General features: G+C 62.9%; 23 protein-coding genes. 13 read left to right on the top strand and 10 right to left on the bottom strand.

The window, feature by feature from the left end:
- Positions 1-406: 406 nt before the first annotated feature.
- Positions 407-1360, bottom strand: coding sequence for a ring-cleaving dioxygenase (locus JQ567_RS23770; RefSeq protein WP_212441048.1), 954 nt, complete (start codon positions 1358-1360; stop codon positions 407-409).
- 137 nt (positions 1361-1497) lie between these two features.
- Between JQ567_RS23770 and JQ567_RS23765 the strand changes: the two genes are divergently transcribed.
- From JQ567_RS23765 to JQ567_RS23725, 9 genes are all read left to right on the top strand, one after another.
- Positions 1498-2259, top strand: coding sequence for a crotonase/enoyl-CoA hydratase family protein (locus JQ567_RS23765; protein ID WP_212441047.1), 762 nt, complete (start codon positions 1498-1500; stop codon positions 2257-2259).
- Between the two features lie 112 nt (positions 2260-2371).
- Positions 2372-4036 carry a bifunctional UDP-sugar hydrolase/5'-nucleotidase gene (locus JQ567_RS23760; RefSeq protein ID WP_212441046.1) on the top strand — a complete coding sequence of 555 codons (1665 nt, stop codon included), beginning with the start codon at positions 2372-2374 and terminating at the stop codon, positions 4034-4036.
- A gap of 104 nt (positions 4037-4140) precedes the next feature.
- Positions 4141-5067, top strand: a complete 927-nt coding sequence (locus tag JQ567_RS23755) for a histone deacetylase family protein (RefSeq protein ID WP_212441045.1) — start codon at positions 4141-4143, stop codon at positions 5065-5067.
- A gap of 131 nt (positions 5068-5198) precedes the next feature.
- Positions 5199-5450, top strand: a complete 252-nt coding sequence (locus JQ567_RS23750) for an exodeoxyribonuclease VII small subunit (RefSeq protein ID WP_065730974.1) — start codon at positions 5199-5201, stop codon at positions 5448-5450.
- A gap of 155 nt (positions 5451-5605) precedes the next feature.
- Positions 5606-6904, top strand: a complete 1299-nt coding sequence (locus tag JQ567_RS23745) for a hypothetical protein (protein ID WP_212441044.1) — start codon at positions 5606-5608, stop codon at positions 6902-6904.
- 329 nt (positions 6905-7233) lie between these two features.
- On the top strand, positions 7234-9180 hold the full coding sequence (dxs, locus tag JQ567_RS23740; RefSeq protein WP_192735115.1) for a 1-deoxy-D-xylulose-5-phosphate synthase: 1947 nt from the start codon (positions 7234-7236) through the stop codon (positions 9178-9180).
- Between the two features lie 99 nt (positions 9181-9279).
- Positions 9280-9843: a nucleoside 2-deoxyribosyltransferase gene (locus JQ567_RS23735; protein ID WP_212441043.1), complete on the top strand. Its 564-nt coding sequence runs from the start codon at positions 9280-9282 to the stop codon at positions 9841-9843.
- A 2-nt stretch (positions 9844-9845) separates the two neighbouring features.
- A complete protein-coding gene (locus JQ567_RS23730; protein ID WP_212441042.1) occupies positions 9846-10601 on the top strand; it encodes a TlyA family RNA methyltransferase in 756 nt (251 codons plus the stop codon).
- Positions 10594-11844 (top strand): methyltransferase, encoded by a 1251-nt coding sequence (locus JQ567_RS23725; RefSeq protein ID WP_212441041.1) that lies wholly within the window; start codon positions 10594-10596, stop codon positions 11842-11844. The genes JQ567_RS23730 and JQ567_RS23725 overlap by 8 nt, the downstream gene beginning before the upstream one ends.
- 16 nt (positions 11845-11860) lie before the next feature.
- Here JQ567_RS23725 and JQ567_RS23720 read toward each other — a convergent pair whose 3' ends face one another.
- Positions 11861-12730 carry a DUF1194 domain-containing protein gene (locus tag JQ567_RS23720; protein WP_212441040.1) on the bottom strand — a complete coding sequence of 290 codons (870 nt, stop codon included), beginning with the start codon at positions 12728-12730 and terminating at the stop codon, positions 11861-11863.
- A gap of 261 nt (positions 12731-12991) precedes the next feature.
- On the opposite strand from JQ567_RS23720, the gene JQ567_RS23715 reads away from it, so the two are divergent.
- Together JQ567_RS23715 and clpS are read left to right on the top strand one after the other, a co-directional pair.
- Positions 12992-14308: an SEL1-like repeat protein gene (locus tag JQ567_RS23715; protein WP_212441039.1), complete on the top strand. Its 1317-nt coding sequence runs from the start codon at positions 12992-12994 to the stop codon at positions 14306-14308.
- Between the two features lie 137 nt (positions 14309-14445).
- Complete coding sequence (gene clpS, locus JQ567_RS23710; RefSeq protein WP_211999152.1) at positions 14446-14751, top strand: ATP-dependent Clp protease adapter ClpS; 306 nt, start codon at positions 14446-14448, stop codon at positions 14749-14751.
- 15 nt (positions 14752-14766) lie between these two features.
- Here the strand turns inward: clpS and JQ567_RS23705 are convergent, their stop codons facing one another.
- The 6 genes from JQ567_RS23705 to JQ567_RS23680 form a co-directional block, all read right to left on the bottom strand.
- Positions 14767-15951, bottom strand: coding sequence for an adenylate/guanylate cyclase domain-containing protein (locus JQ567_RS23705; RefSeq protein ID WP_212441038.1), 1185 nt, complete (start codon positions 15949-15951; stop codon positions 14767-14769).
- A 713-nt stretch (positions 15952-16664) separates the two neighbouring features.
- On the bottom strand, positions 16665-17576 hold the full coding sequence (locus tag JQ567_RS23700) for a DMT family transporter (protein ID WP_212441037.1): 912 nt from the start codon (positions 17574-17576) through the stop codon (positions 16665-16667).
- Between the two features lie 45 nt (positions 17577-17621).
- Positions 17622-18245, bottom strand: a complete 624-nt coding sequence (locus JQ567_RS23695) for a gamma carbonic anhydrase family protein (RefSeq protein WP_212441036.1) — start codon at positions 18243-18245, stop codon at positions 17622-17624.
- Positions 18226-18762 carry a MarR family winged helix-turn-helix transcriptional regulator gene (locus JQ567_RS23690; RefSeq protein ID WP_212441035.1) on the bottom strand — a complete coding sequence of 179 codons (537 nt, stop codon included), beginning with the start codon at positions 18760-18762 and terminating at the stop codon, positions 18226-18228. Before JQ567_RS23690 ends, JQ567_RS23695 begins: the two co-directional genes overlap by 20 nt.
- A 95-nt stretch (positions 18763-18857) precedes the next feature.
- Entirely contained in the window at positions 18858-19382 is a 525-nt protein-coding gene (locus tag JQ567_RS23685; protein WP_212441034.1) for a DUF3237 domain-containing protein, read from the bottom strand.
- Positions 19382-19774 carry a nuclear transport factor 2 family protein gene (locus JQ567_RS23680; RefSeq protein ID WP_212441033.1) on the bottom strand — a complete coding sequence of 131 codons (393 nt, stop codon included), beginning with the start codon at positions 19772-19774 and terminating at the stop codon, positions 19382-19384. Before JQ567_RS23680 ends, JQ567_RS23685 begins: the two co-directional genes overlap by 1 nt.
- Positions 19775-19886: 112 nt before the next feature.
- Between JQ567_RS23680 and JQ567_RS23675 the strand changes: the two genes are divergently transcribed.
- Positions 19887-20420 (top strand): helix-turn-helix domain-containing protein, encoded by a 534-nt coding sequence (locus JQ567_RS23675; protein WP_212441032.1) that lies wholly within the window; start codon positions 19887-19889, stop codon positions 20418-20420.
- A 43-nt stretch (positions 20421-20463) separates the two neighbouring features.
- On the opposite strand, the gene aroC is transcribed toward JQ567_RS23675, so the two are convergent.
- Complete coding sequence (gene aroC / locus JQ567_RS23670) at positions 20464-21552, bottom strand: chorismate synthase (RefSeq protein ID WP_212441031.1); 1089 nt, start codon at positions 21550-21552, stop codon at positions 20464-20466.
- A gap of 180 nt (positions 21553-21732) precedes the next feature.
- The gene (locus JQ567_RS23665) at positions 21733-22332 is read right to left on the bottom strand and encodes a histidine phosphatase family protein (RefSeq protein WP_212441030.1); all 600 of its coding nucleotides are present in this window, start codon (positions 22330-22332) and stop codon (positions 21733-21735) included.
- 265 nt (positions 22333-22597) lie between these two features.
- Between JQ567_RS23665 and JQ567_RS23660 the strand changes: the two genes are divergently transcribed.
- Positions 22598-23086, top strand: coding sequence for an RNA polymerase sigma factor (locus JQ567_RS23660; RefSeq protein WP_209846728.1), 489 nt, complete (start codon positions 22598-22600; stop codon positions 23084-23086).
- Positions 23087-23092: the final 6 nt, after the last annotated feature.

The following is a 23092-nucleotide window of genomic DNA, read 5'->3' as shown; positions in this document are numbered from 1 at the left end:
CGATATAAGCCGTAAAGCCATTGCGCAGGGAAGGCCGGATGCTCTCCGCTGGACCTGTATGCTCGTGTGCACTTTGTTTTGTGCAAACCGCACGCGAGACCGCGGGTGCAGCGCGCACCCGGTCTTCCCTGCGCCCTTTGTTTTCAGAGGGTGAGGAATTTCTGGCAAAGCTCGGGCGCAACGCGCCGCGAGATCGCGAAAGTATGTTTCGGATGATGGTGCGAACAACAAACACCACCGTCGTCCCGGCCTTGAGCTCAGATGCGCAATTGCGCATCGGGGGGGACCCATACGCCGCAGCGGTTGTTACTGCGCACGATAGTCGACGACTTCCGTCAACAACAGATGACCGGGGTTATGGGTCCCGGCGTTCGCCGGGACGACGATGGATGATTCGAAAACAACCCTACCCGATCGGCTTCAGCCCCGCTTCGATCGCCGCGCGGCGCGGTTCGAGGAACGGCGGCAGCGCCAGTTTCTCGCCGAGCGTTGCCATCGGCTCGTCGGTCGCAAAGCCGGGACCGTCGGTTGCGATCTCGAACAGGATGCCGTTGGGTTCGCGAAAATAAAGGCTGCGAAAATAGAACCGGTCGACCTCACCGCTGTTGGGCACGCGCAAATCCGTCAGCCGCTGCGTCCAGGCGTGATACTGCGCCTCGTCGGGCGTGCGGAACGCGACGTGGTGCACGCCGCCTGCGCCCTGGCGCGCCATCGGCGAAGCCTTGTCCTCGAGCACATGCAGCTCGGCGGCGGGATTGTTCTCGTCCTTTGCCTCGCCCATCGCGAACACGTGAATCTGCGCCCCGTGCGCGGCATAGTCGCGGACGCGGCGCATGTTCATGACATCGGTAAGCACGAACGCGGTGCGGGACAGATCGTGCACGGTGAGCACGATCGGGCCGAGACCGCGGATCTGATGCTCGGCCGGAACCGTACTGCGCTCCCAGGGCGAGGAAGCGCCAGCCCCGCCGTCATCGATCAATACCAGGCGCTGGCCTTCGCCGTCCTCGAACGGCAAGGTCAGCCGGCCGTCGACCTCGATGACATCGAAGGTCACGCCGCCCGCCGCCCTCAGGCGGTCGCGCCAAAACCCGAGCGTCTTTTCGCCGGCGACACGCAAGCCCGTGCGCGAGATCGAATTGGTGCCGCGCCGCTCCGGCGCCGCCGGAAAATCGAAGAAGGTAAGGTCCGTGCCGGGATTGGCTTTGCCGTCGGCATAGAACAGATGGTAGGCGCTGACGTCATCCTGATTGACCGTCTTCTTGACCAGCCGCATGCCGAGCAGGCCGGTGTAGAAGGCCAGATTCTCGCGCGGCTTCGCCGAAATCGCGGTCAAATGGTGAATTCCGGTGAGCTGCATGGCGGCATCCTTGTCGCGAGAAAAACAGGTGCGGCGATTTGGGTCTTCACGAGGATCATGTAGTGATATGATCATGTAGGATATAGTCTGACTATTCGCCAGCGGCACGATCGCCGCCTGTTTCAGGGACCGCTCCCATGACCGAACACCTCATTGTATCAGACGAAGACGCAACGCGCGTGATCACGATGCGGCGGCCCGAAAAGAAGAACGCGATCACGCAAGACATGTATCGCGAGATGAGCGATGCGATCGACAAGGCGCAGGACAATCCGGCCATCCGCTGCATCATCATCACCGGCGGCTCCGGCGTGTTCACCGCCGGCAACGACCTGGAGGATTTCCTGAAAGACGGCACCTCCAATGCCGATGTGCCGCGCGCCTCCAACGCCGCAAAGTTTCTCTATTCGCTGGCGCACAACGCCAAGCCGCTGATTGCCGCCGTCGACGGCATCGCGATCGGCATCGGCACCACGATGCTGTTTCATTGCGACCATGTGCTCGCCAGCAAGACCGCGACGTTCTCCACCCCGTTCATCAATCTCGGCCTGGTGCCGGAAGGCGCCTCCAGCCTCCTGATGCCGCGGACCATGGGACACCAGCGCGCGTTCGCGATGCTGGTGATGGGACGCAAATTCAGCGCCGACGATGCGCACGCGGCCGGCTTCGTCAATGCCGTGGTGGCGCCCGGGCAGACCGAGGCCGAGGCGCGCAAGGTCGCGCGCGAAATCTGCGCGCTGCCGGCGGAAGCGGTGGCGATCTCGCGCAAACTGCTGAAACTGCAGCCGGAGGACATGACCCGTCGGATCGACCAGGAGCGCCATCTGTTCGGCGAACGGATGCGTTCCAAGGAAGCGATCGCGGCCTTCAAGGGCTTCTTCGAACGCAAGAAGGGGTAGCCGAACGGCGTGATACCCCCGCCGTCATTGCGAGCGCAGCGAAGCAATCCATCGCGCCGCATGAAGAAAGAATGGATTGCTTCGTCGCTACGCTCCTCGCAATGACGGTGCCATGAGAATTCTCTTCAGTCCTATTCTTGCCTTGGCGATCACGGCCGCGCTTGCCACATCATCGCTCGCCCAAACCCCCGCCCCCATCGATCTGCGCATTCTCGCAATCAATGATTTTCACGGCTATCTCCGCCCGCCGCAGCTCGGAATCCGGATCGCCGACCCCGAGGACAAGACCAAAAAGACCTTCGTCGCCGCCGGCGGCGCCGAACACATGGCGACCCTGGTCAAGGAATTGCGCGACGGCCACAAGAATTCGATCTTCGTCGCCGCCGGCGATCTGATCGGCGCCAGCCCGTTCCTGTCGGCGATGTTCCACGACGAGCCCACCATCGAGGCGCTGTCGATGATGGGGCTGGATATTTCCTCGGTCGGCAATCACGAGTTCGACGAGGGCAAGGCCGAACTGCTGCGCATGCAGAACGGCGGCTGCCATCCGGTCGACAAGTGCCAGGGACCGCATCCCTTCCTCGGCGCCAAGTTCCGCTATCTCGCCGCCAGCACGTTCGAGAAGGCGACCGGAAAAACCGTGCTTCCCGCCTATGAGATCAAGACGTTCGAGGGCATTCCGGTGGCCTTCATCGGCCTGACCCTGAAGGGCACGCCCAATGTCATCTCGCCGGAGAGCGCCGCCGGCCTTGAATTCCGCGACGAGGCCGAGACGGTGAATGCGCTGATCCCCGAACTGAAGGCGCGCGGCGTCGAGGCCATCGTGGTGCTGATCCATGAAGGCGGCCTGCCGACCGGCGACTACAATGAGTGCCCGGGCATATCAGGCCCGATCGTCGACATCGTCAGGAAGTTCGACAGGGCGGTCGACATCGTCGTCTCCGGCCACACGCATCAAGCCTATGTCTGCGAGATCGACGGCAGGCTGGTCACGTCAGGCGACAAATACGGCACCATCGTTACCGCGATCGACGTCAAGCTCGATCCCAAGAGCCGCGACATCATCAGTGCCAGAGCCAGCAACACCATCGTCCGCACCGCGACCTACGCCAGGAATCCTGAACAGACCGCACTGATCGAAGCCTATGACCGGGTTGCAGCGCCGATCGCCAACCGTCCGGCCGGCTCGATCACGGAAACGCTGTCGCGCGTGCCCAACAATGCCGGCGAGAGCCCGCTCGGCGATGTCATCGCCGACGCGCAACTCGCGGCGACCAGCGCGCCCGCGAACGGCGGCGCGGTGATGGCCTTCACCAATCCCGGCGGCGTGCGCATCGACATCACGCGCAAGGAAGACGGCGCGGTGACCTATGCCGATCTGTTCGCGAGCCAGCCGTTCCGCAACCAATTGGTGACGCTGACGCTGACCGGAAAGCAGATCAAGGACATGCTGGAGCAGCAATGGTTCGATCCGAAACGGCCGCGGATCCTGCAGGTCTCGAAAGGCTTCAGCTACGCCTGGGACAACACCAAGCCGGACGGCGAGCGCATTCTCCCTGAGCGAATGACGCTGAACGGTGCGCCGATCGATCCCGCTGGGAACTATCGCGTGACCGTCAACAATTTCCTCGCCGTCGGCGGCGACGGCTTTACGATCCTGACGCAAGGAACCGCCCCGCGAATCGGCGTCTACGACATCGATGCGTTGAACAGCTATTTCCTGGCCAACAGTCCGGTCGCGCCCGGCGCCGTCAATCGCATCGCCCGAATCAACTGAGGTCCAGTCCGCCGTCCCCGCGGGGAGGAACCATGGCCCTTTCCGAGCGGCCGTTGAGCGCCTAGATTGTGCGTTCGCGGCCCGCCCGCACGCCAGGATTTCGCATGACGCTGTTACTGACGCATTCCGCCTGTCTCGACCATCTGACGCCGCCGGGACATCCCGAGCGTCCCGACCGGCTGCGCGCCGTCGCCGAGGTGCTCGGCGAGGATCGCTTCAAGCCGCTGGTGCGCGGCGAAGCGCCGGAAGGCAGTCTCGATTCCGTGACGCTGTGCCATGGCGAGCATTATGTCGGCGAACTCCGCCACATCGCGCCCACCAGCGGCCTGATCTATATCGACGGCGACACCTCGATGTCGCCGGGAACCTGGGAAGCTGTGATGCGCGGCGTCGGCGGCGCGGTGGCCGCGACCGACGCGGTCATGTCCGGCGCCCACCACAACGCGTTCGTCGCGGTCCGCCCGCCTGGGCACCATGCTGAAGTGAGCAAGCCGATGGGCTTCTGCTTCTTCGACAATGCCGCGATCGCCGCACGCCATGCCCAGCGCAAATACGGCATCGCGCGCGCGGCGGTGGTCGATTTCGACGTCCATCACGGCAACGGCACGCAGGATATTTTCTGGTCCGATCCGACCGTGATGTATTGCTCGACGCACCAGATGCCGCTGTTTCCCGGCACCGGTGCCTCCGGCGAGCGCGGCGAGCACGACACCATCGTCAACGCGCCGCTGGCGTCGGAGGACGGCAGCGTCAAGTTCCGCATGGCGTTCGAAAACCTGATCCTGCCGCAGTTGCAGAAATTCAGCCCCGAACTCATCATCATCTCCGCCGGCTTCGACGCGCATTTCCGCGATCCCCTGGCCTCGCTCAACGTGAAGGCGGAGGATTTCGGCTGGGTCACGCGCAAGCTGATGGATGTCGCGGATGCAAGCGCCGGTGGGCGGGTGGTCTCGATGCTGGAGGGCGGCTACGACCTGCAGGGGCTGAAAGAGTCGGTCGCATCCCATGTCACTGCATTGATGGGCACGTAAATCCCCGCCACAATACGCCCGCAAAACTTCGCTTGATTCCGCGCTTGGGCGAGCATGATCCGGAAAAGTGGGAACCGGTTTTCCGATAAGGATCATGCTCCAGAAAGAGATCGCAATTGGGAACGCAATATATGGCCGAAAACACCCAAGTGGACGTCAAAAAGCTGAGCTTCGAGCGCGCGATCGAGGAACTTGAATCGATCGTCAAGCGGCTCGAGGACGGCAAGGTGCCGCTTGAGGAATCGGTTGCGATCTACGAGCGCGGCGAAGCCCTGAAGCGGCGCTGCGAGGAACTGCTGCGGCAGGCCGAGGCCCGCGTCGACAAGATCACCACCGACGCCAGCGGACAGGTGACCGGCACCGAGCCGCTCGATGTGCAATAATCGAGAACATTAGGCGAATGTGACGCTCGCCATCCCGCAAGGGCCCAAAATAGCGACCGAATTAGCTACCGAATCAGCCGCCGAATTAGTTGCCGAATTAGTTCTTGGCGCGCAAAACGGCCTGATATAGTCCGGCCAGCACCCGGGGACAGTTCGTGCGCGTTCAGCACCGCCATATCATCTACATACAGGGGTACGATCCGCGCGGATTGGCGCAATACTACCGCATGTTCCGTACCGAACTGCGGAAATTCGGCCGGCTGTACCAGCTTTCCGCCACCATCAGCCGGCCCAAGGTCGCAGCCGACGACGAGATGGCGTCCTGGACCATCGAGACCAAGGCGGACGACTGGCAGACCCATACCAGCTACGACTTCCTGCGCTTCGAAGACTTCATCCAGCGCGACCTCGCCTCGCCGATCTGGCGCACGGTTTTCAACGCGGTCTGGATCTATTGGCGGCTGGTGTTCAACGGCACGCTCGCGCGCTTCACAAGTGCGAACTGGCGTTTCGCGGCCTTCATCACCTACCCGCATTTCGTGCTGCTGCTGGAAGCCCTGGGCTCGGCCGGCATCGCCTTCGTATTCCAGAAGGGCCTCGATGCACTGGGCATCCCGGGGCCCTTCAGCATTGCCGCTTCTGTCGCGATATTCGTGGCACTGCTCGGCACCATGCTGAAATACACCGAAAACAGCACTTACGTGCTCTATCTGCTGTCCGACTGGATCTGGACCTGGGACTTTGCGCACCGCGCCCGCCCCGACTGGGACCAGCGCCTCGACCGCTTCGCGCAGCACCTCGTCAATGTGGCGCATTCAAGTGACGCCGAAGAGATCGTCGTTGTCGGCCACAGTTCCGGATCATTCCTGGGCACCGAAATGCTGGCGCGCGCGCTTAAGCTCGATCCGGCACTGGGGCGTCACGGTCCGCGCATCGTGCTGCTGACGATCGGCGGCAATTTACCAATCGTCGGCTTCCACGCGGCGGCGAAGGATTTCCGCGAGCATCTGCGCCAGCTCGCCGTCGAGCCGTCGATCGACTGGATCGACTGCCAGGCACGCAAGGACGTGATGAACTTCTACCAGTTCGATCCGATCAAGGGCCACGGCATCGAGGTCGGAAACGCCCGGCGCAATCCCACCATCGTGGCGGTGCGTTTCCGCGACATCGTCCGGGCCGACCATTACGAGACCTTCCGCTGGCAATTCTTCAAGGTCCATTTCCAGTTCGTGATGGCCAACGAACAGCCCGACGCCTACGATTTCTTCATGATCGTCTGCGGACCGATCCCCCTGAGCGCGCGCATGGCCGTTCCGGATGCCGCGCTGGCGGTTGCAACCGGCGATCCGGCCGCCCGCGAATGGGCCTGGAAACGGATCGAAACCGCCAAGACCGGCGCGCCGGATGCCGACGATTTAGGCGACATGGAACCTTCCGCCCGCCTGAGCGGTTAAGAAATCGAGGTTTTTGAACCGAACGGCCGGGAACTCTGACCTAGCAGCGGGTTGGCTTTGGCCGCCGCTTTGGTGTAAAGCTTGCAATTCTATGGGCTGTGGAGAGCGGGTCTGCCGGTCATTTCCGACGGAAGCAAGTTCTTCAAATGGCTGAAGAAACTGACCGGGAAGGGTTAAACGGACCAGCGTGATGTAGATCACATGGCTCGATCCGGAGTGTATCTTGGCTTTCAAATCAGAAATCGGCCTGCCGAGATGGCACCCGGGGTCTGGATTTTCGCTGCGCGGTTAACGCGCAACCCATCTCGCGTCGGACCATTCGCTCCGACATGCAAAATTGGAATATCGCTGTGACCGAATTTAGTAAGACGCCCCTTCTCGATACCATCCGCACGCCCGACGACCTTCGCAAGCTCAAGATCGAGCAGGTCCAGCAGGTTGCCGACGAGCTTCGCCAGGAAACCATCGACGCGGTTTCGGTGACCGGCGGGCACTTCGGCGCCGGCCTCGGCGTCGTCGAACTGACCACGGCTATCCATTACGTCTTCGATACGCCCCGCGACCGCCTGATCTGGGACGTTGGCCACCAGGCCTATCCGCACAAGATCCTCACCGGCCGCCGTGATCGGATTCGCACGCTGCGCACCGCCGGCGGTCTGTCCGGCTTCACCAAGCGCAGCGAGAGCGACTACGATCCGTTCGGCGCCGCGCACTCCTCGACCTCGATTTCGGCCGGCCTCGGCATGGCGGTGGCGCGCGACCTCTCCGGCGGCAAGAATAACATTATCTCCGTGATCGGTGACGGCTCGATGTCAGCGGGCATGGCCTATGAGGCGATGAACAATGCGGGCGCCATGAACTCGCGCCTGATCGTCATCCTCAACGACAATGACATGTCGATTGCGCCCCCGGTTGGAGCGATGAGCGCGTACCTGTCGCGGCTCTACTCGGGCAAGACCTACCGCACGCTGCGCGAGGCGGCAAAGCAGATCAACAAGCGCCTGCCGAAGATCATCGCCAACCGCGCCAACCGCGTCGAGGAATATTCCCGCGGCTTCATGATGGACGGCGGCACGTTGTTCGAGGAACTCGGCTTCTACTATGTCGGCCCGATCGACGGTCACAACCTCGACCATCTGCTGCCGGTGCTGAAGAACGTCCGCGACATGGAGACCGGCCCGATCCTGGTTCATGTCGTGACGCAGAAAGGCAAGGGCTATGGCCCGGCCGAAGCCTCCGCCGACAAATACCACGCCGTCGTCAAGTTCGACGTTGCCACCGGCGCCCAGGCCAAGGCCAAGCCGAACGCGCCCGCCTACCAGAACGTATTCGGCCAGAGCCTCGTCAAGGAAGCCGAGAAGGACGACAAGATCGTCGCTATCACTGCGGCGATGCCGTCGGGCACCGGCGTTGATATCTTCAACAAGGCCTTCCCCAACCGCACTTTCGACGTCGGTATCGCCGAGCAGCACGCGGTGACGTTCGCGGCCGGCCTCGCCACCGAAGGTTACAAGCCGTTCTGCGCGATCTACTCGACCTTCCTGCAGCGCGGCTATGACCAGGTGGTCCACGACGTGGCGATCCAGAGCCTGCCGGTTCGTTTCGCGATCGATCGCGCCGGTCTCGTTGGCGCCGACGGCGCCACCCATGCCGGCTCGTTCGACAACGCCTATCTGGGCTGTCTGCCGAACTTCGTGATCATGGCCGCCTCCGATGAAGCCGAACTGGTTCACATGGTCGCCACGCAGGTTGCGATCAATGACCGTCCGAGCGCGGTGCGCTATCCGCGCGGCGAAGGCCGCGGCGTCGAGATGCCCGAAGTCGGCATTCCCCTCGAAATCGGCAAGGGCCGCATCGTCCGCCAGGGCAGCAAGATCGCGCTGTTGTCGTTCGGCACGCGCATGGCCGAATGCGAAAAGGCTGCCGACGAACTCGCAGCCCACGGCCTTTCCACCACGATTGCCGACGCCCGCTTCATGAAGCCGTTGGATGTCGATCTGGTGCTGAAGCTGGCGCGCGAACACGAAGTGCTGCTCACGATCGAGGAAGGCTCGATCGGCGGCTTCGGCTCGCACGTCATGCAGACGTTGTCCGACAACGGTATGCTCGACGGCGGACTGCGGATGCGCGCGATGATCCTCCCCGACGAGTTCATCGACCATGACTCGCCGAACGCGATGTATGCCTATGCCGGCCTCGACGCCAAGGGCATCGTGGCCAAGGTGTTCGAGGCGCTCGGCAAGGATTACAAGGCCGAGACGGTCAAGCTCGCCTGAGATTGCATGGCGTTTTCGGGCGAAAACCTGCCCCGGATTTGATCCGGGGTGGGAACCGGTTCGCGTCAAGAAAACGCGTCTGAAATACCCGGTGATCCCATGAAGATCTATCTGGCAGGCCCCGATGTATTCCTGCCAGACGCGATCGAGATCGGACGGCGCAAGGCCGAAATCTGCGCACGCCATGGCCTGACCGGACTTTATCCGCTCGATAATGTCGTCAACCTCTCGGCCAGCGACGCTTCGCTTGCGATCTTCAAGGGCAATGAAGCGATGATGGATGCGGCGGATGCCATTATTGCCAATTTGACGCCATTTCGGGGCCCAAGTGCCGACGCCGGTACGGTCTATGAACTTGGCTATGCGGCGGGTCGCGGCAAGTTCTGTCTCGCCTACAGCAACGACCCGACTGCCTATCGCGATCGCGTCGCGCGAATTTGCGACGTGACGACGTCTGCCGACGGGCGGCTCGTCGACCCGGAGGGGCTTACCGTGGAAGATTTCGGCTGGCCGGATAATCTCATGATGATTCACGCGCTCGATCTGCACGGCTGCCCGCTGGTGACACCGCGTCAGCTATCTGCGGATATCTGGCACGACCTCACCGCGTTCGAGGCCTGCGTCGGCTTGGCGGTGGATCACGTCAAAGGCAAATCGAGCTGAAATTGGCTGACACGCACGACAACAAGACTGCTTCCCGCAAGCGCGCGGACGTGCTGCTGGTCGAACGCGGCCTGTTCGAAAGCCGGGCTCGCGCCCGCGCCGCGATCGAGGCCGGCGGCGTAACGGCCGACGGCAAACCGGTCGCAAAGGCTTCTGACCTGATCGCCGCTGACGCGAATCTCGTCGCGCAACCCGCGCATCCCTATGTCTCGCGCGGCGGCGTCAAGCTGGCGGGCGCGCTGGAACAATATCCGTTCGAAATCGAAGACCATGTCTGCCTCGACGTCGGCGCATCGACCGGCGGCTTCACCGAGGTGTTGCTCGCGAACGGCGCCAGCCTCGTGTTCGCGATCGATGTCGGCCACAGCCAGCTGCATCCCGCGCTGCAGGGCCATCCCAAGATCGTTTCGATGGAAGCGACCGATATTCGCGCCTTCGAAGGCAAGCGCCTGCCCGCGCGACCCGACATCGTCGTGATCGACGTCAGCTTCATCTCGTTGAAAGCCGTGCTGCCGGTGGCGCTGTCGCTGGCGGCCGCCCCCATGCATCTGCTGGCGCTGATCAAGCCGCAGTTCGAGGCGGCACGAAAGCACTCCAAGCGCGGCATCATCCGCAATGCGATGGTGCATCAGGAAATTTGCGACGACATCGCGGCATTCGCGACCTCGCAGGGCTGCACCGACATCCAGATATTTCCATCCTCGATCACCGGCGGCGACGGCAACATCGAATTCTTCCTCGGTGCGCGCCGTGGCTGAAGCCGAACACCTTGTGATCGACCATGTTGGCCATCGCGGCGACGGCGTCGTCACGGCCGGCGGCATCAGCGTCTACGTGCCCTACGCGCTTGGCACCGAAACGGTCGAGGTCGAGCACGTGCCGGGTCATCCCGACCGCCGGCGGCTGATCAAGGTCGAACGCGCCAGCGCGGAGCGCATAGCACCCTTCTGTCCGCATTTCGGCGTCTGCGGCGGTTGCGCCATCCAGCATTGGGACGCCGAGCACTATCGCGCCTGGAAACGGGAAATCGTGGTCACGACGCTGGCGCAAGCCGGAATTGCTTGCGACGTCGCGCCCCTGATCGACGCCCATGGCCTTGGCCGACGCCGCATCACCCTGCACGCGCGGATGGGTACGCATGAAGTGCTCAAGGTTGGTTTTGCGGCGGCCGGCTCGCACGACATCATCCCGATCGACCGTTGCCCGATCCTCGACCCGCATCTGGACGGCGCGCTTGAGGCCGCCTGGGCGATCGCTGAACCGCTGATCTCGGTTGGAAAGCCGCTCGACATTCAGATCACGGCCACCAGCAGTGGCCTCGATGTCGACGTGCGTGGCTCCGGCGCGCTCGCGACAGCGCTGATCGCAAGATTGTCTGATGTCGCCGAGCGGCACAAACTGGCGCGGCTGACCCGCCATGGCGAGCTGGTGCTGATGCGAACGCCGCCGGTCGTCAGCTTAGGTGCCGCCCAGGTAGCCCTGCCGCCCGGATCGTTCCTGCAGGCGACCGTGGCCGGCGAGGAAGCGCTCGCAGCATTGGTCGCCGGCCACTGCAAGCGCGCCAAGCATATCGCCGACCTGTTTTGCGGTGTCGGCCCGTTCGCGCTTCGCCTCGCCACCAAATCGCGGATTGCCGCCTTCGACAGCGACGCAGGCGCGGTGGCAGCCTTGCAGAAGGCGGCGACATCGACGTCGGGCCTGAAGCCGGTCAAGGCCGAGGCGCGCGATCTGTTCCGCCGGCCGCTGATGCCGCAGGAGCTGCGCGATTACGATGCGATCGTGTTCGATCCGCCACGGCAGGGCGCGCAGGCCCAGGTGACGCAACTCGCGGCGAGCAAGATCCCGACGGTGGTAGCGGTGTCTTGCAACGTCACGACCTTCGCGCGCGACGCCAAAATCCTGATCGACGGCGGCTATACGATCGAGGGCGTCACGCCGGTCGACCAGTTTCGTCACACGCCGCATATCGAACTGGTGGCGCGCTTCGTGCGCAAGCGCTGAACCAGCAGCCGGGAACCTACCGTCCCCAGCGGTCCTGCCAGATCTTCTCACCGATCAGGCAATTGACCCGCGGCTCCTTCTCCTTGGCTGCAACCGGCACCACCGGGCGTTCCGGCGTGCGGCCCGCGATTTCGAGCAATAATTTGGTCCGGATCGCTTCCTTGAATTTCTCGCGCTCCTTGATCGTCACCACGAACGAGCCGGGACCCCCGATCACGCAATCCTCATAGTAGGCATCCAGATTGTCGATATCCATGGTGGAATAAGACGGCTCCTTCACCATGATCGGCAGACCATTGATGACGACCCCCTTCTCCAGGGCAGCATCGCGGGCGACGACGACGGGACCGCCGTTGTTGTTCGGACCGTCGCCGGAAATATCGATCACGCGCCGCAACCCGCGATGCGGATTCTCGTCGAACAGCGGCATCGCGAAATTGATCGCACCCGATATCGAGGTGCGCGACGCCCGGCGGATCGGGGTTTTCATGATCTCATTGGCAACGGCGTCCGCCGTTTCCGGACCATCGATCAATCGCCACGGAATGATGATCTTCTGGTCGGTGGAAGCCGCCCACTCGAAATACGTCACCGAGATCTTGCCGTGCGGGCCGGTCTTCAGCGCCTGCAGGAACTCCTTGGAGACGATGGCCTGGGCGTAACCCTCGCGCTGGATCGCCAGCTCGTCCATGTCCATCGAATAGGAGACGTCGACGGCAAGAACCAGTTCGACATCGACGGACGGCGTGGCTCCCTTGTCCGCCAATTGACGGCTCGGTGGATGGCTAAGTTGGCTCCTTGTGCCCGGCGCGGCGACCCCCGCGACATCGCCACCGGCGAGTACGCCTGCCACAAGCACAGCTCCGATCGAGACATACCAGCGCATCGCTGCCCTCCCGTCGACTGGTGACAATGGTGACACGCAAATTGCGCCGCGCAAAGCGCAGATATCATCTGTCCTTCACATTTGGGTTAGCTCTCCACTGCCTCGAATCGAGGCAAGCTTCGCCGCGCCTCGATTCGCGATGGCGTTTGGAAGTATCCGCCAGAGCAGCACGTAGGAATACGGTGATGTCCGGTTTGAACAAATCCGGCATTCACCGCGACAGAGGGGGCGTGCGGCGACCAGGCTGCGGATGGCATGGACATGGTCATACCCCCGAAACGTCCCGAAATTGCGCGCCGGCGAATGTCGCCGCGCGCGGTCGTGCCGTCGGTCCTGCTGTTTTCCACGTTCATCGTCGCGGCGGCGCTGTTGCTGCCACCGAAAATATCCGGAGCGGCGCAGCCCGAGGCTGCGCCAGCGGAACCAGCGCTGAATTCGGCCAATGCCGGCGAACTCTGTCTGCGCCTTTCCGAAAATCCCAAGGGCTACATGAGCGACGAGGCGCTGCGCCGCCGCTGGACCTTGCGGAGCGAAAGTTGCACCCTGGCGTTGGTCAATCAGCCCGAAAATACCCATTTCAAGGTCGCGGTGGCGCGATCGATGCCCTACGCCAGGAAGGTCGAGGCGCTGGCCCTGCTGCGCGAGGCCGCCGCACAAGGCAACGCCGGGGCCTATTACGAACTCTATGAGCATCACAAATCCTGGGACCGCGGCGACCTCGACAAGGTGCCGATGGTGACGCGCGCCGAGGCCGATCGGGCGCTGCACAGGGCGGCCGAACTCGGACATCCCTTTTCCACGCAGATGCTGGCGATCCTGCTCAACCGGGGTTCGACGGTGAAACGCGATCCGGTTGCCGCGCGGTATTGGGCGGAGCGCGCGGTCGCCAACCCGGCGAAAGACACGAGCAAGGGAGACCTTCAGGTGCTGCTCGGCCGCTTGCTGGTGACGTCGGACAGGCCGGACGAACGCGCCCGCGGCATCGACATCCTCGAGCGAATGGCAACGGCCGGCGTGTTCGGCGCCAGGCGGGAGTTGGCGATCGCCATCCGCAAGGACGACCCGGTTCGCGCGCGAACGCTGCTCGAAGAGTCCCTGCGGCCCGATCCCGGCGGCGCGCCGCCACCGCTGGCCGAAATGCTGATCGCCGGTGAAGGCGGTCCCGCCGACCCCAAGCGCGCCCTCGCTTTGCTCACGGCACGCACCGACACGACAGGCGTCAAGGGCGTGCTGGGACGGCTCTATCTCGAAGGCAAAGTGGTGCCCCGCGACGTCCAGCAGGCGGCAAACCTGCTCGACCAGGCCGGCGTATGGGACCTCGACGCGCGCACCGAGGTGGTGCGGATCCTCGCAGGCAATCCCGAGGTCCGGATCAAGAATCCCAAGCATCTGCTCTATTATGCGACCGAGGCCGCGGAACTCGACGAACCCGGCGCGATGGCCGCGCTGATCGACCTGAAACTGTCGAAAAACGCCCAGTTTCAGGACCGGCCCGGAGCCTGTAAACTGATCGAGACGGCCGTCAGCCGCGGCGATCAGAGCATGACGCAGCGCCTGGCGGATTGCCGCGCCCGCTAACCACGGCGCGGAGCTGTCTCATTTTTTGACGCGTTTTCTACCGCAGATAAGGCTACGCAATCTGCGTAAACTTGATTGCTATGCGAACCGGTATCCACTTCGCTCGAAAACGCTATGGTTTCGGAGCCGCCGCAGGAATGATCGATACCGTCGCCAAGCCAAAAACAAAGGTCAAAACCAAGACCGAACGGCCGCGCCTGCACAAGGTCATCCTCGTCAATGACGATTACACCCCGCGCGAATTCGTCGTCACGGTATTGAAGGCCGAATTCCGCATGACCGAGGATCAGGCCCACAAGGTCATGATCACCGCGCACCGCCGCGGGGTGTGCGTGGTCGCCGTCTTCACCAAGGACGTCGCCGAGACCAAGGCGACGCGCGCCACCGACGCCGGCCGCGCCAAGGGCTATCCGCTGCTGTTCACCACGGAGCCCGAGGAATAGCGGGGCAGACCGCGGCTAGGCCGGCGAGGTTTCGTCGACCAAACCAAAGACACGCTCGGCCTTTGAGAACCCGGCAATCGGAAACTCGCCAAGATCGCTCCACCCTCCCCGGCAGATGCCGGCAAATCCTTCCGATGCCACCACCGTGCGCTGCAGACGGCTGGCGATCTTTTCCAGCCGCGCCGCCAGATTCACGGCAGGACCGATGCAGGTGAAGTCGAGCCGGTTGCCGCCGCCGATATTGCCATAGAGAATTCGCCCGACATGCAGGGCGACACCGAAACGAAAACGTTCGATCGCGTCGCCGATCGGATACTGCAATTCCGCGACGCTGGCACGGGACTGTTGGGCGGCTTCGAGCACGTGCGAGCAAACCTGCTGCTCGTCGCCGACATATTCGTCGATCGGGAACACCGCGAGCAAGCCGTCGCCCATATATTTGAGGACTTCGCCGCCATGGGAGCGGATCGCGGCGACCTGGCAGTCGAAATACTGATTGAGAATATCCACGACCGTCTCGGACGGCAGCCGGTCGGACAGCGCCGTAAAGCCGCGCAAATCGGACAGCCAGATCGCCGCGTTCATCGACTCGGTATGGCCGCGGCGGATCTGCCCGCCCATGATCCGCTCGCCGGCGCGGTTGCCGACATAGGTATCGAGCAGGCTCGACGCCATGCGGCGCAAATTGACGATCTCGGCCACCCGCGCCAGCGGCGTTGCTATCTGTCGTAGCGCCGCCAACTGGTCATCGGTGAAGCCGCCCGGCTGCTTCGTGGTCCAGCTCGACGCGTTGACCGAACCATCGGTAAAAAACAGCGGCAGCGCGACATAATCCGTGACGCCTTCGGCGCGCATGTCCGCGATGATCGGAAAGCGGTTGCTCTGCGGATCGTCCACGCGGGCACGAATTTCCAGGCCCTGCTGAAACACATGGATCAGGGGACTGGAGTGAAAATCCGGCGAGTCGAGAATCTTGAAATCAACCGTTCCGACCTCGACCTCGGCGCCCGGCCGCCACACGAAGTTGCGGCCGTAAATATCGGGATGCAGGGTTCGAACGAAAATGCCGACACGCCAAAGCGGCAGTCCGGTCTCGACCAGCCGCTCGCAAATCTCGGCCATCAGCCGCGGCGAATTGACCGCGGACCTGGCGCCATCGATCAGCCAGTTGGTGAGTTGCTGCAGTTCGGATGCGTTCATGACAGGTGCATTTGCCGCGCAAGCTGCGCGCGCGTCAAGGCAGGTATCGCAAACCGCCGGGACCGATGTGGGTTTCGTCCGATTATTGTCAAAGCGTCGACCTTCAGACAAGCGTTCGCGCCCCGCGGCATCCATAAGCCCGGGCTATGCTGGATTCTTCGCCCACTGAAAACAGAGGGCGCAGGGAATGCCGGGTGCGCGCTGCACCCGCGGTCTCGTGTGCGATTGTGCAACAAAATGGTGCACACGAGCATACAGGGCAGCGGAGAGCATCCGACATTCCCTGCGCAATGGCTTTACGGCTTATAACGCGATCTCCCCGGTCGGGCCGTGCTCGTTGTCACCGTCGCCCCTCGGAAGCGTTAGCTTCTTTGGAACTTGACGCCAGCATACGGGGCAAGTCAGGACCACGCGTCTTTACCGTACGCTCAAGCTGCGCTCGTCAGTCGCAACATCAGCGTCCACCGCAACCCGTCCAACGTCCGTGACGACGGCCGCCGCCCTCTGAGTGGGACGGGATGGCTATTATGTGCCATGATTTCGACTTCTGGAAAAGCGAAATATTTTTGATTCCGGGGCTTGACACGATTTCCGTAAATCAGAACTGATTTGCCCGTCGGGCTATTCTGTCGCACACGGCCCGCGAAATTTCGTTTGCACGCGAGACGACGCGGTCAGGGTTGGCGATTTCGGCGGCAGGGCGCAAGGCGCGATCACAGCCCTTCGGGCGGCGGGCCGGATGCGTCCGCCGCCACCGGCCGATGACGCTTGCGCTCGCGGTAGAAGGCGTAGAGGCCGGACAGCACGATGATCGAAGCACCCGTCACCATCGTCGCGTCGGGCACATCGCCGAACGCCAGGTACCCGAGCAGCATCGCCCATAGCAGCGCGGAATAACGGAACGGCGCCACCGCCGAGATATCGCCCGACCGCAACGCCATGATGATGCATTGGTAGCCGATCAGAAGCAGAACCGCGGCGAATGCCAGCAGGCCGAGCGCGCGACCGGATGGCGGCGTCCAGCCGCCGAGCGGAACCAGTATCACGGCTCCGGTTATCGCAACCGTTACGGTCGTCACCAGGGTAATGAACAGCGAGGGAATCTCCACAGGAACCTGCTTGGTCGCAAGGTCGCGCACGGCACAGAACACCACCGCGGTCAGCGCCAGCAGCGAAAACTGGCTGAAGCCTTCAGCGCCCGGCCGAACCACGATGAGGACGCCGACGAAACCGGCGGTGATGGCGAGCCAGCGGCGCCAGCCGACCGGCTCGCCGAAAATCAACGCGGCACCGAATGTGATGGCCAGCGGCAGCGCCTGAACGATCGCGGCGGCGTTGGCGAGCGGCAGGTGCACGATCGCCGCCATGAACGAAACCGTACCGCCGATTTCACCGACCACCCGTAGCGCGATCGGCTTCATCATGAGCGTGGACAGCGGCCGCAGCGCGTCTCGATGCCATGCGAGCGTTGCGATCAGCGCAATCGCGAACACGCCCCGCACCAGCATGATCTCGCCGATATTCATTTCGGTCGACACCGCCTTGGTGATTGCGTCGACGATCGTGAAGTTCGCCATGGCGGCGGCCATCAACAGACTTCCGCGAATGTTCGGGGAAAAGGCCAAGTTGTTTCCAGGTGATGCGCGTGTCCTTGACGCGGAGCTACACGCTTACAGGCTGACGATGTCGACCTCACGGTCAGTCGCGTGACGCCGGCGCAATGCGGCCGCATAGCGGGGCATGACTTCGGGCATGATGGTTTCTCCCGGCGGAGGACGTTCAACACCAAAGACGTAACGTGGAAAGTCCAGAGGTTTCTGGATTGCCCAGATCTTCTCGTGATCCTCGGGAGGCAGAACGACGGCGGGATCGCCGACGGCGATCCAGTTTAGCGGCACCATCGAGCCTTTGGGCAACCTTGTCCTTAGATGGACAATGGCGTTGATACGCACCTCCGATTGGCAGCCAATGACAGCGCCATTAAAGATCGTGCACCCGGTCGCGAGGAATACATCGTCTTCAACCGTGCACCCTGTTAGATAGGCGTGAGGTCCAACCAGTACATTGTCCCCGAGCGTCAGCTTCGCGTGCTTTAGGCCACGCAGGACTGCGGTATCCATGATGACGCAATTTGCGCCAATCTCGACCGGACCGCTCTCAGCGACGATGACCGCGCCGAATCCAACTGATGTGTTCGGCCCTATCGTCACGTCACCGCAAACCGTAGCAGTTGGCGCGATACGCGTTGTCGGGTCTATTTTTGGGCGGAGGCCCTCATGCTCCAATATCGCCACGCGGCTTCTCCTTGAGTTCACCTTCAAGCGTCGTCGCCCGCGAGCCCACAGGGCATGCGGGTCCGTCACATATGTCATGGGCGCAAAATCGGCAGATCCGTCGGGCGGTTGGACGGCCATCCGTGATGGCCGCCAACAGGAGGTCCACCGACTCTTCGAAAGAGCGCGCTTGCTCGACGTCAAGCGCGCGGAGGAGGTTCGACACATCAGCCAGGCGCGCGCGCCGCAGGCGCGCAGCTTCGCTGCGGCCGGCTCGGGTCAACTCGAGCTCCACGCGACGCGCTTGTTTGCCGCGGCGTATGACCAGCCGCTCCCGGATCAGGCCATCCACAACACGCACCATGGTCGGCTGCGAGACACCCAGGATTCTGGCCAACTCGGTCGCGGTCAGCGCCCCCCAATGGCGGAGTGTCTGCAAAGCAGCTGCTGCCGAACGGGAACGCCGTGCGCCGGCGTCCGTTCGGTCGTCGATGGCGATCGACAGAGCAGCTAGCTTGTTTGCTAGCAATTCATGCATAGGCTATGCATACATGAGAATGCCGAAGACTGGAAGACCTTCATTTGGAGGATGACCTGTGGCGGCGGCAAAGCCGCGCTGCCTGACCGCCAGGCTCAGAGGATGCGAAACAGCCGATGATCGATCCGCCCCACGCCGTATTCGCCGTATCCGACGGTGACGATTCCGCAAAGCCAGGCGTAGCGCTCGTCTGACGTCTCGAACCTGGGCGTTGGCCGCACATAGCTGTCGTCGAAGGACACCCGCTCGCCCTTTGCCAGACGCTCACGGCCGTCTCCCAGAAAACTAAGGACGCCTTGCGACTCATAGTGGATCAGAACACCGTCGTGGGTGCGCATGGTTGCACGAACATCCATGCGACTGATGCCGTCGGCGCCGACGGAGACCCAGTCGCCGCCGCCTGGCAGCATTTCGCCCCGGAAGCGTGGACCTTCGAAACGGCCGCCTTTCACCACAACGGTCACACGCGTGCCGAGGGGAGTCGGGATCACCTGGCGGAGTTCCAGATCAATGCTGAGATCGCACAGATGCTCGACTGGCAACGCGTTGATCAACGCGCGATCGAACACCGGTGTCTTCTGGTCAGCGAGAGTTTTCGCGTTCGTCATGTTCGTGTCCATCATGCCGCTTCGAACGCGGCTTTGACCTGGGCAAAGTTGAAGAACGTGTCTTTCCGTGTGACCAAGCCCTTGGCATCCACTTCGACAACGTCGAGAGCGCGAAAACTGCGTCGATCCTTGCCGGGCGGCTGGAAGGTGAGTGTCCAGTCAAGCGTCCAGTGATTATCCCCGACCAACAGGCGATCCGTCACGACGCCGAAATCAGGATAGCGCTCGAAGATCTGCGCAAACTCCTCACGCAAGGCGGCGTTACCTTTTACTTCATCGGTCCGGCCATGAGCCTGGAATTTTGAGTCTGGTGCGTGGAGCGCGAGGATGGCGTCCGGATTGTGGGACAACCAGGCGGCGGCGTAGCGATCCGCGATCTCGGCGATGTTCAAGTTCTTGGACATAAAACCTCTCCTTTTTGTCATGCAGCTGCAGCGGGATACGCTCCCAGAGCGCTTGCAACTCACCTGCGAAGGCGCCTATATGCGCATATGATTTTCATAGGGTCAAGATGCTATGATAAAGAAAGGCACTAAGCCGACGATTTCTTCTCCGGTGTCGAAAGAGACCGGGTGCCCAGTCGCGCGCGCGCTAAGCATCGTCGGCGATCGCTGGACGGTGCTCGTCTTGCGGGAGTTGACCATGGGCAACCGTCGCTTCGAAGAAATCCAGGCACAGATGGGAGCGACTCCGCAGATGCTCGCCGCCCGTCTAAAAAAACTGGAGTCCGACGGTCTGGTCGAGCGCCGCCCTTACAGCACTCGCCCACTTCGGCACGACTATTACCTTACGGAGGCTGGACTCGCGTTCTATTCCGTACTGCTGGCGCTGCGATCGTGGGGAGAGACCTGGTTGAAGTCCGAGAAGGAGGAGCGCGCCATTCACTACACTCATATTCCGTGCGGCCAGGATCCGGGACTAGGCCCCGTGTGTCAGATCTGCGGAGGGGATATGCGCCAAGACCAACTAGTGCCGCGATTTGGCGAGGCTTTTGCGAGAGAGCGCGAAGCCAAGAAAGCGGCTTTCAAAGCTGCTCGCGCTCAAAATTGACAACGCAGCCGTGGTTCGGGGCAACGCAACGTAATTTCCGGGTTCACCCGCCGACCTGCCCGCGGTGGCGCAGCAGATGATCCGCCAGCACGCAGGCCATCATGGCTTCGCCGACCGGCACCGCGCGGATGCCGACGCAGGGGTCGTGACGACCCTTGGTCATGATGTCGGTGTCGGCGCCGGAGCGATCCACGGTTTGGCGCGGCGACAGGATCGACGACGTCGGCTTCACCGCAAAGCGCACCACGACCGGCTGGCCGGTGGAAATGCCGCCGAGCACGCCGCCGGCATGATTTGATAAAAACCGCGTGCCGTTGTTGCCGGTGCGCATTTCGTCGGCGTTTTGCTCGCCCGACAATTCGGCGGCGCCAAAGCCGGCGCCGATCTCGACGCCCTTCACCGCGTTGATGCTCATCATCGCCGCCGCCAGTTCGCCGTCGAGCTTGGCGTAGATCGGCGCGCCGAGGCCGGCCGGCACGCCTTCGGCGACGACTTCGATCACGGCGCCGATCGAGGAGCCGCTCTTGCGGATACCGTCCAGATATTGCTCGAAGAACGCGGCCTTGTCCTTGTCCGGGCAGAAGAACGGATTGCGCGCGATCTCGTCCCAGTCCCACTTCTCGCGATCGATCTTGTGCGGGCCCATCTGCACCAGCGCGCCGCGCACCTTCACATCGGGCAGGATCTTTCGCGCGATGGCGCCGGCCGCGACCCGCGTCGCGGTCTCGCGCGCCGACGAGCGTCCGCCGCCGCGATAGTCGCGCAGGCCATATTTGGCCTCATAGGTGAAGTCGGCGTGGCCGGGACGAAACTTGTCCTTGATCTCGGAATAGTCCTTCGAGCGCTGGTCGGTGTTTTCGATCAGAAGCGCGATCGGCGTTCCCGTCGTCACCTGCACCCCGGTCTCGGGATGGGCCATCACGCCGGACAGGATTTTGACCGCATCCGGTTCCTGGCGCTGGGTGGTGAAGCGCGACTGGCCGGGACGGCGGCGATCGAGATCGATCTGGATGTCCTCATTGGTCAGCGGGATCAGCGGCGGGCAGCCGTCGACCACGCAGCCGATCGCGATCCCGTGGCTCTCGCCGAAGGTCGTGACCCGGAACATGTGGCCGAAGGTGTTGAAGGACATGGTTGCTTCGCGTTTGTGCTTGCGTTGACATACAACGATTATGTCGTGTGGTAACGCGCGCGCCCCCCGCGGTCAAACGTTAGGCCGTCATTCCGGGATGGTGCGCTAGCACCAGACCCGGAATCTCGAGATTCCGGGTTCGCTTCGCGCCCCGGAATGACGGGGGATGGGGATGCGGATTTAACTATACTTCTGCAGCGCCCCGTCCCGAAAGACGTAAACGGCGCCCTGCTCGATGGTCAGGTCAGCCGCGCTGAGCGGCGTCTCGATGCCGAGCGCCACCATCAGGGCCCGCGCCGTGCCGCCATGCGCCACCGCGACCGTGTCCGCCGCCACCGACGCGTACCAATCCTGCATCCTCGCCTGCACGTCGACATAGCTCTCGCCGCCGGGCGGCGACACCGTCCATTTCTCGGTCTGGCGTTTGGCATAGAGATCGGGGTCGCGCAGCTGCAACTCTGATAGCGTCGCGCCTTCCCACTGGCCGTAGCCGATCTCGCGCAAACGGTCGTCGAGCGCGTAGCCGTCGCGCGGCAGCTTCAGTGATCCGCGCACCAGCTCCATCGTCGCGCGGGCGCGGATCAGCGGGCTCGCGACAAACGCCAGCTCCGATTTGTCGCGGCCATGGCGGGCAAAGAGATCGCCGAGGACATTGCCGGCATGGACCGCCTGCCTGCGGCCGAGATCGTTCAGCGGAATGTCCTGCACGCCCTGCAACCGGCCTTCGGCATTCCACGATGTCTCGCCATGGCGAATGTAATAGATGACAGGCGCAGGCATCGGACTGGCGGCTATTCCTCAGGCAACGAATGGGAGAGCGCGCGGCATGCGGCTTCCAGTCGCGCTTGGTATTACGATTTGAGGTACACCAGCACTCCAGCGGGGTACAGCCCAAATCCGCTTGAGGCTAATCTTGGGATTAAGCTTGAGATTAACCTGGATTAACGCTGTCTTGCGTGAGCCTCAATGGGCGGAATAGACGCGTCGATTGGGTGTTATGCTGGATATGGCGTTCGCGCCGGAATGACCTGAATATCTGGTGACAATGACCGCGTTTCGCCAAAGTGTCGAAGCCATGATCCCGGCGCTGCGCCGCTACGCGCGCGCGCTCGCGCGCGATGCCGATATCGCCGACGATCTGGTGCAGGACACGCTGGTGCGCGCGTTGCGTTCGGAACGGTTGTTTCTCGGCGGCGACGTCAGGAGCTGGCTCTATACGATCCTGACCAACCTCAACAAGAACCGGCGGCGATCGCTGGCGCGGCGGCCGCAATTCATGCCGCTGCTCGACAACAACCCGGACGCCAGCGGCACCGAAGCGGAAGGCCGTGACATCGCCCGCGCGCTGTCGACGCTGGTGGAAGAGCAGCGCTCGGTGCTGCTGCTGGTGATGCTGGAAGGGTTGAGTTACCGCGAGGTCGCCGACATCCAGGGCGTACCGATCGGGACTGTCATGTCCCGGCTTGCCCGGGCGCGCGCGCACGTCAAAGCCTCGCTCGAGGGCGAACGCACCGCGCTCAGACGGGTGAAGTGATGCAGG

It is taken from the genome of Bradyrhizobium sp. AUGA SZCCT0431, assembly GCF_018131065.1.
Classification (GTDB): Bacteria; Pseudomonadota; Alphaproteobacteria; order Rhizobiales; family Xanthobacteraceae; genus Bradyrhizobium.
The sequence above is the reverse complement of the archived record's forward strand: the minus strand, read 5'-3'. Positions and strand labels throughout refer to the sequence as shown.

What these genes read in the sequence shown, in the direction of transcription:
- JQ567_RS23665 (WP_212441030.1), bottom strand. Translation starts at nt 22,332, where the DNA reads ATGCCTGCGCCTGTCATCTATTACATTCGCCATGGCGAGACATCGTGG.
- JQ567_RS23770 (WP_212441048.1), bottom strand. Translation starts at nt 1,360, where the DNA reads ATGCAGCTCACCGGAATTCACCATTTGACCGCGATTTCGGCGAAGCCG.
- JQ567_RS23690 (WP_212441035.1), bottom strand. Translation starts at nt 18,762, where the DNA reads ATGCATGAATTGCTAGCAAACAAGCTAGCTGCTCTGTCGATCGCCATC.
- aroC (WP_212441031.1), bottom strand. Translation starts at nt 21,552, where the DNA reads ATGTCCTTCAACACCTTCGGCCACATGTTCCGGGTCACGACCTTCGGC.
- JQ567_RS23680 (WP_212441033.1), bottom strand. Translation starts at nt 19,774, where the DNA reads ATGTCCAAGAACTTGAACATCGCCGAGATCGCGGATCGCTACGCCGCC.
- JQ567_RS23720 (WP_212441040.1), bottom strand. Translation starts at nt 12,730, where the DNA reads ATGCGCTGGTATGTCTCGATCGGAGCTGTGCTTGTGGCAGGCGTACTC.
- JQ567_RS23750 (WP_065730974.1), top strand. Translation starts at nt 5,199, where the DNA reads ATGGCCGAAAACACCCAAGTGGACGTCAAAAAGCTGAGCTTCGAGCGC.
- JQ567_RS23685 (WP_212441034.1), bottom strand. Translation starts at nt 19,382, where the DNA reads ATGGACACGAACATGACGAACGCGAAAACTCTCGCTGACCAGAAGACA.
- JQ567_RS23735 (WP_212441043.1), top strand. Translation starts at nt 9,280, where the DNA reads ATGAAGATCTATCTGGCAGGCCCCGATGTATTCCTGCCAGACGCGATC.
- JQ567_RS23705 (WP_212441038.1), bottom strand. Translation starts at nt 15,951, where the DNA reads ATGAACGCATCCGAACTGCAGCAACTCACCAACTGGCTGATCGATGGC.
- clpS (WP_211999152.1), top strand. Translation starts at nt 14,446, where the DNA reads ATGATCGATACCGTCGCCAAGCCAAAAACAAAGGTCAAAACCAAGACC.
- dxs (WP_192735115.1), top strand. Translation starts at nt 7,234, where the DNA reads ATGCAAAATTGGAATATCGCTGTGACCGAATTTAGTAAGACGCCCCTT.
- JQ567_RS23715 (WP_212441039.1), top strand. Translation starts at nt 12,992, where the DNA reads ATGGTCATACCCCCGAAACGTCCCGAAATTGCGCGCCGGCGAATGTCG.
- JQ567_RS23760 (WP_212441046.1), top strand. Translation starts at nt 2,372, where the DNA reads ATGAGAATTCTCTTCAGTCCTATTCTTGCCTTGGCGATCACGGCCGCG.
- JQ567_RS23675 (WP_212441032.1), top strand. Translation starts at nt 19,887, where the DNA reads ATGATAAAGAAAGGCACTAAGCCGACGATTTCTTCTCCGGTGTCGAAA.
- JQ567_RS23765 (WP_212441047.1), top strand. Translation starts at nt 1,498, where the DNA reads ATGACCGAACACCTCATTGTATCAGACGAAGACGCAACGCGCGTGATC.
- JQ567_RS23755 (WP_212441045.1), top strand. Translation starts at nt 4,141, where the DNA reads ATGACGCTGTTACTGACGCATTCCGCCTGTCTCGACCATCTGACGCCG.
- JQ567_RS23660 (WP_209846728.1), top strand. Translation starts at nt 22,598, where the DNA reads ATGACCGCGTTTCGCCAAAGTGTCGAAGCCATGATCCCGGCGCTGCGC.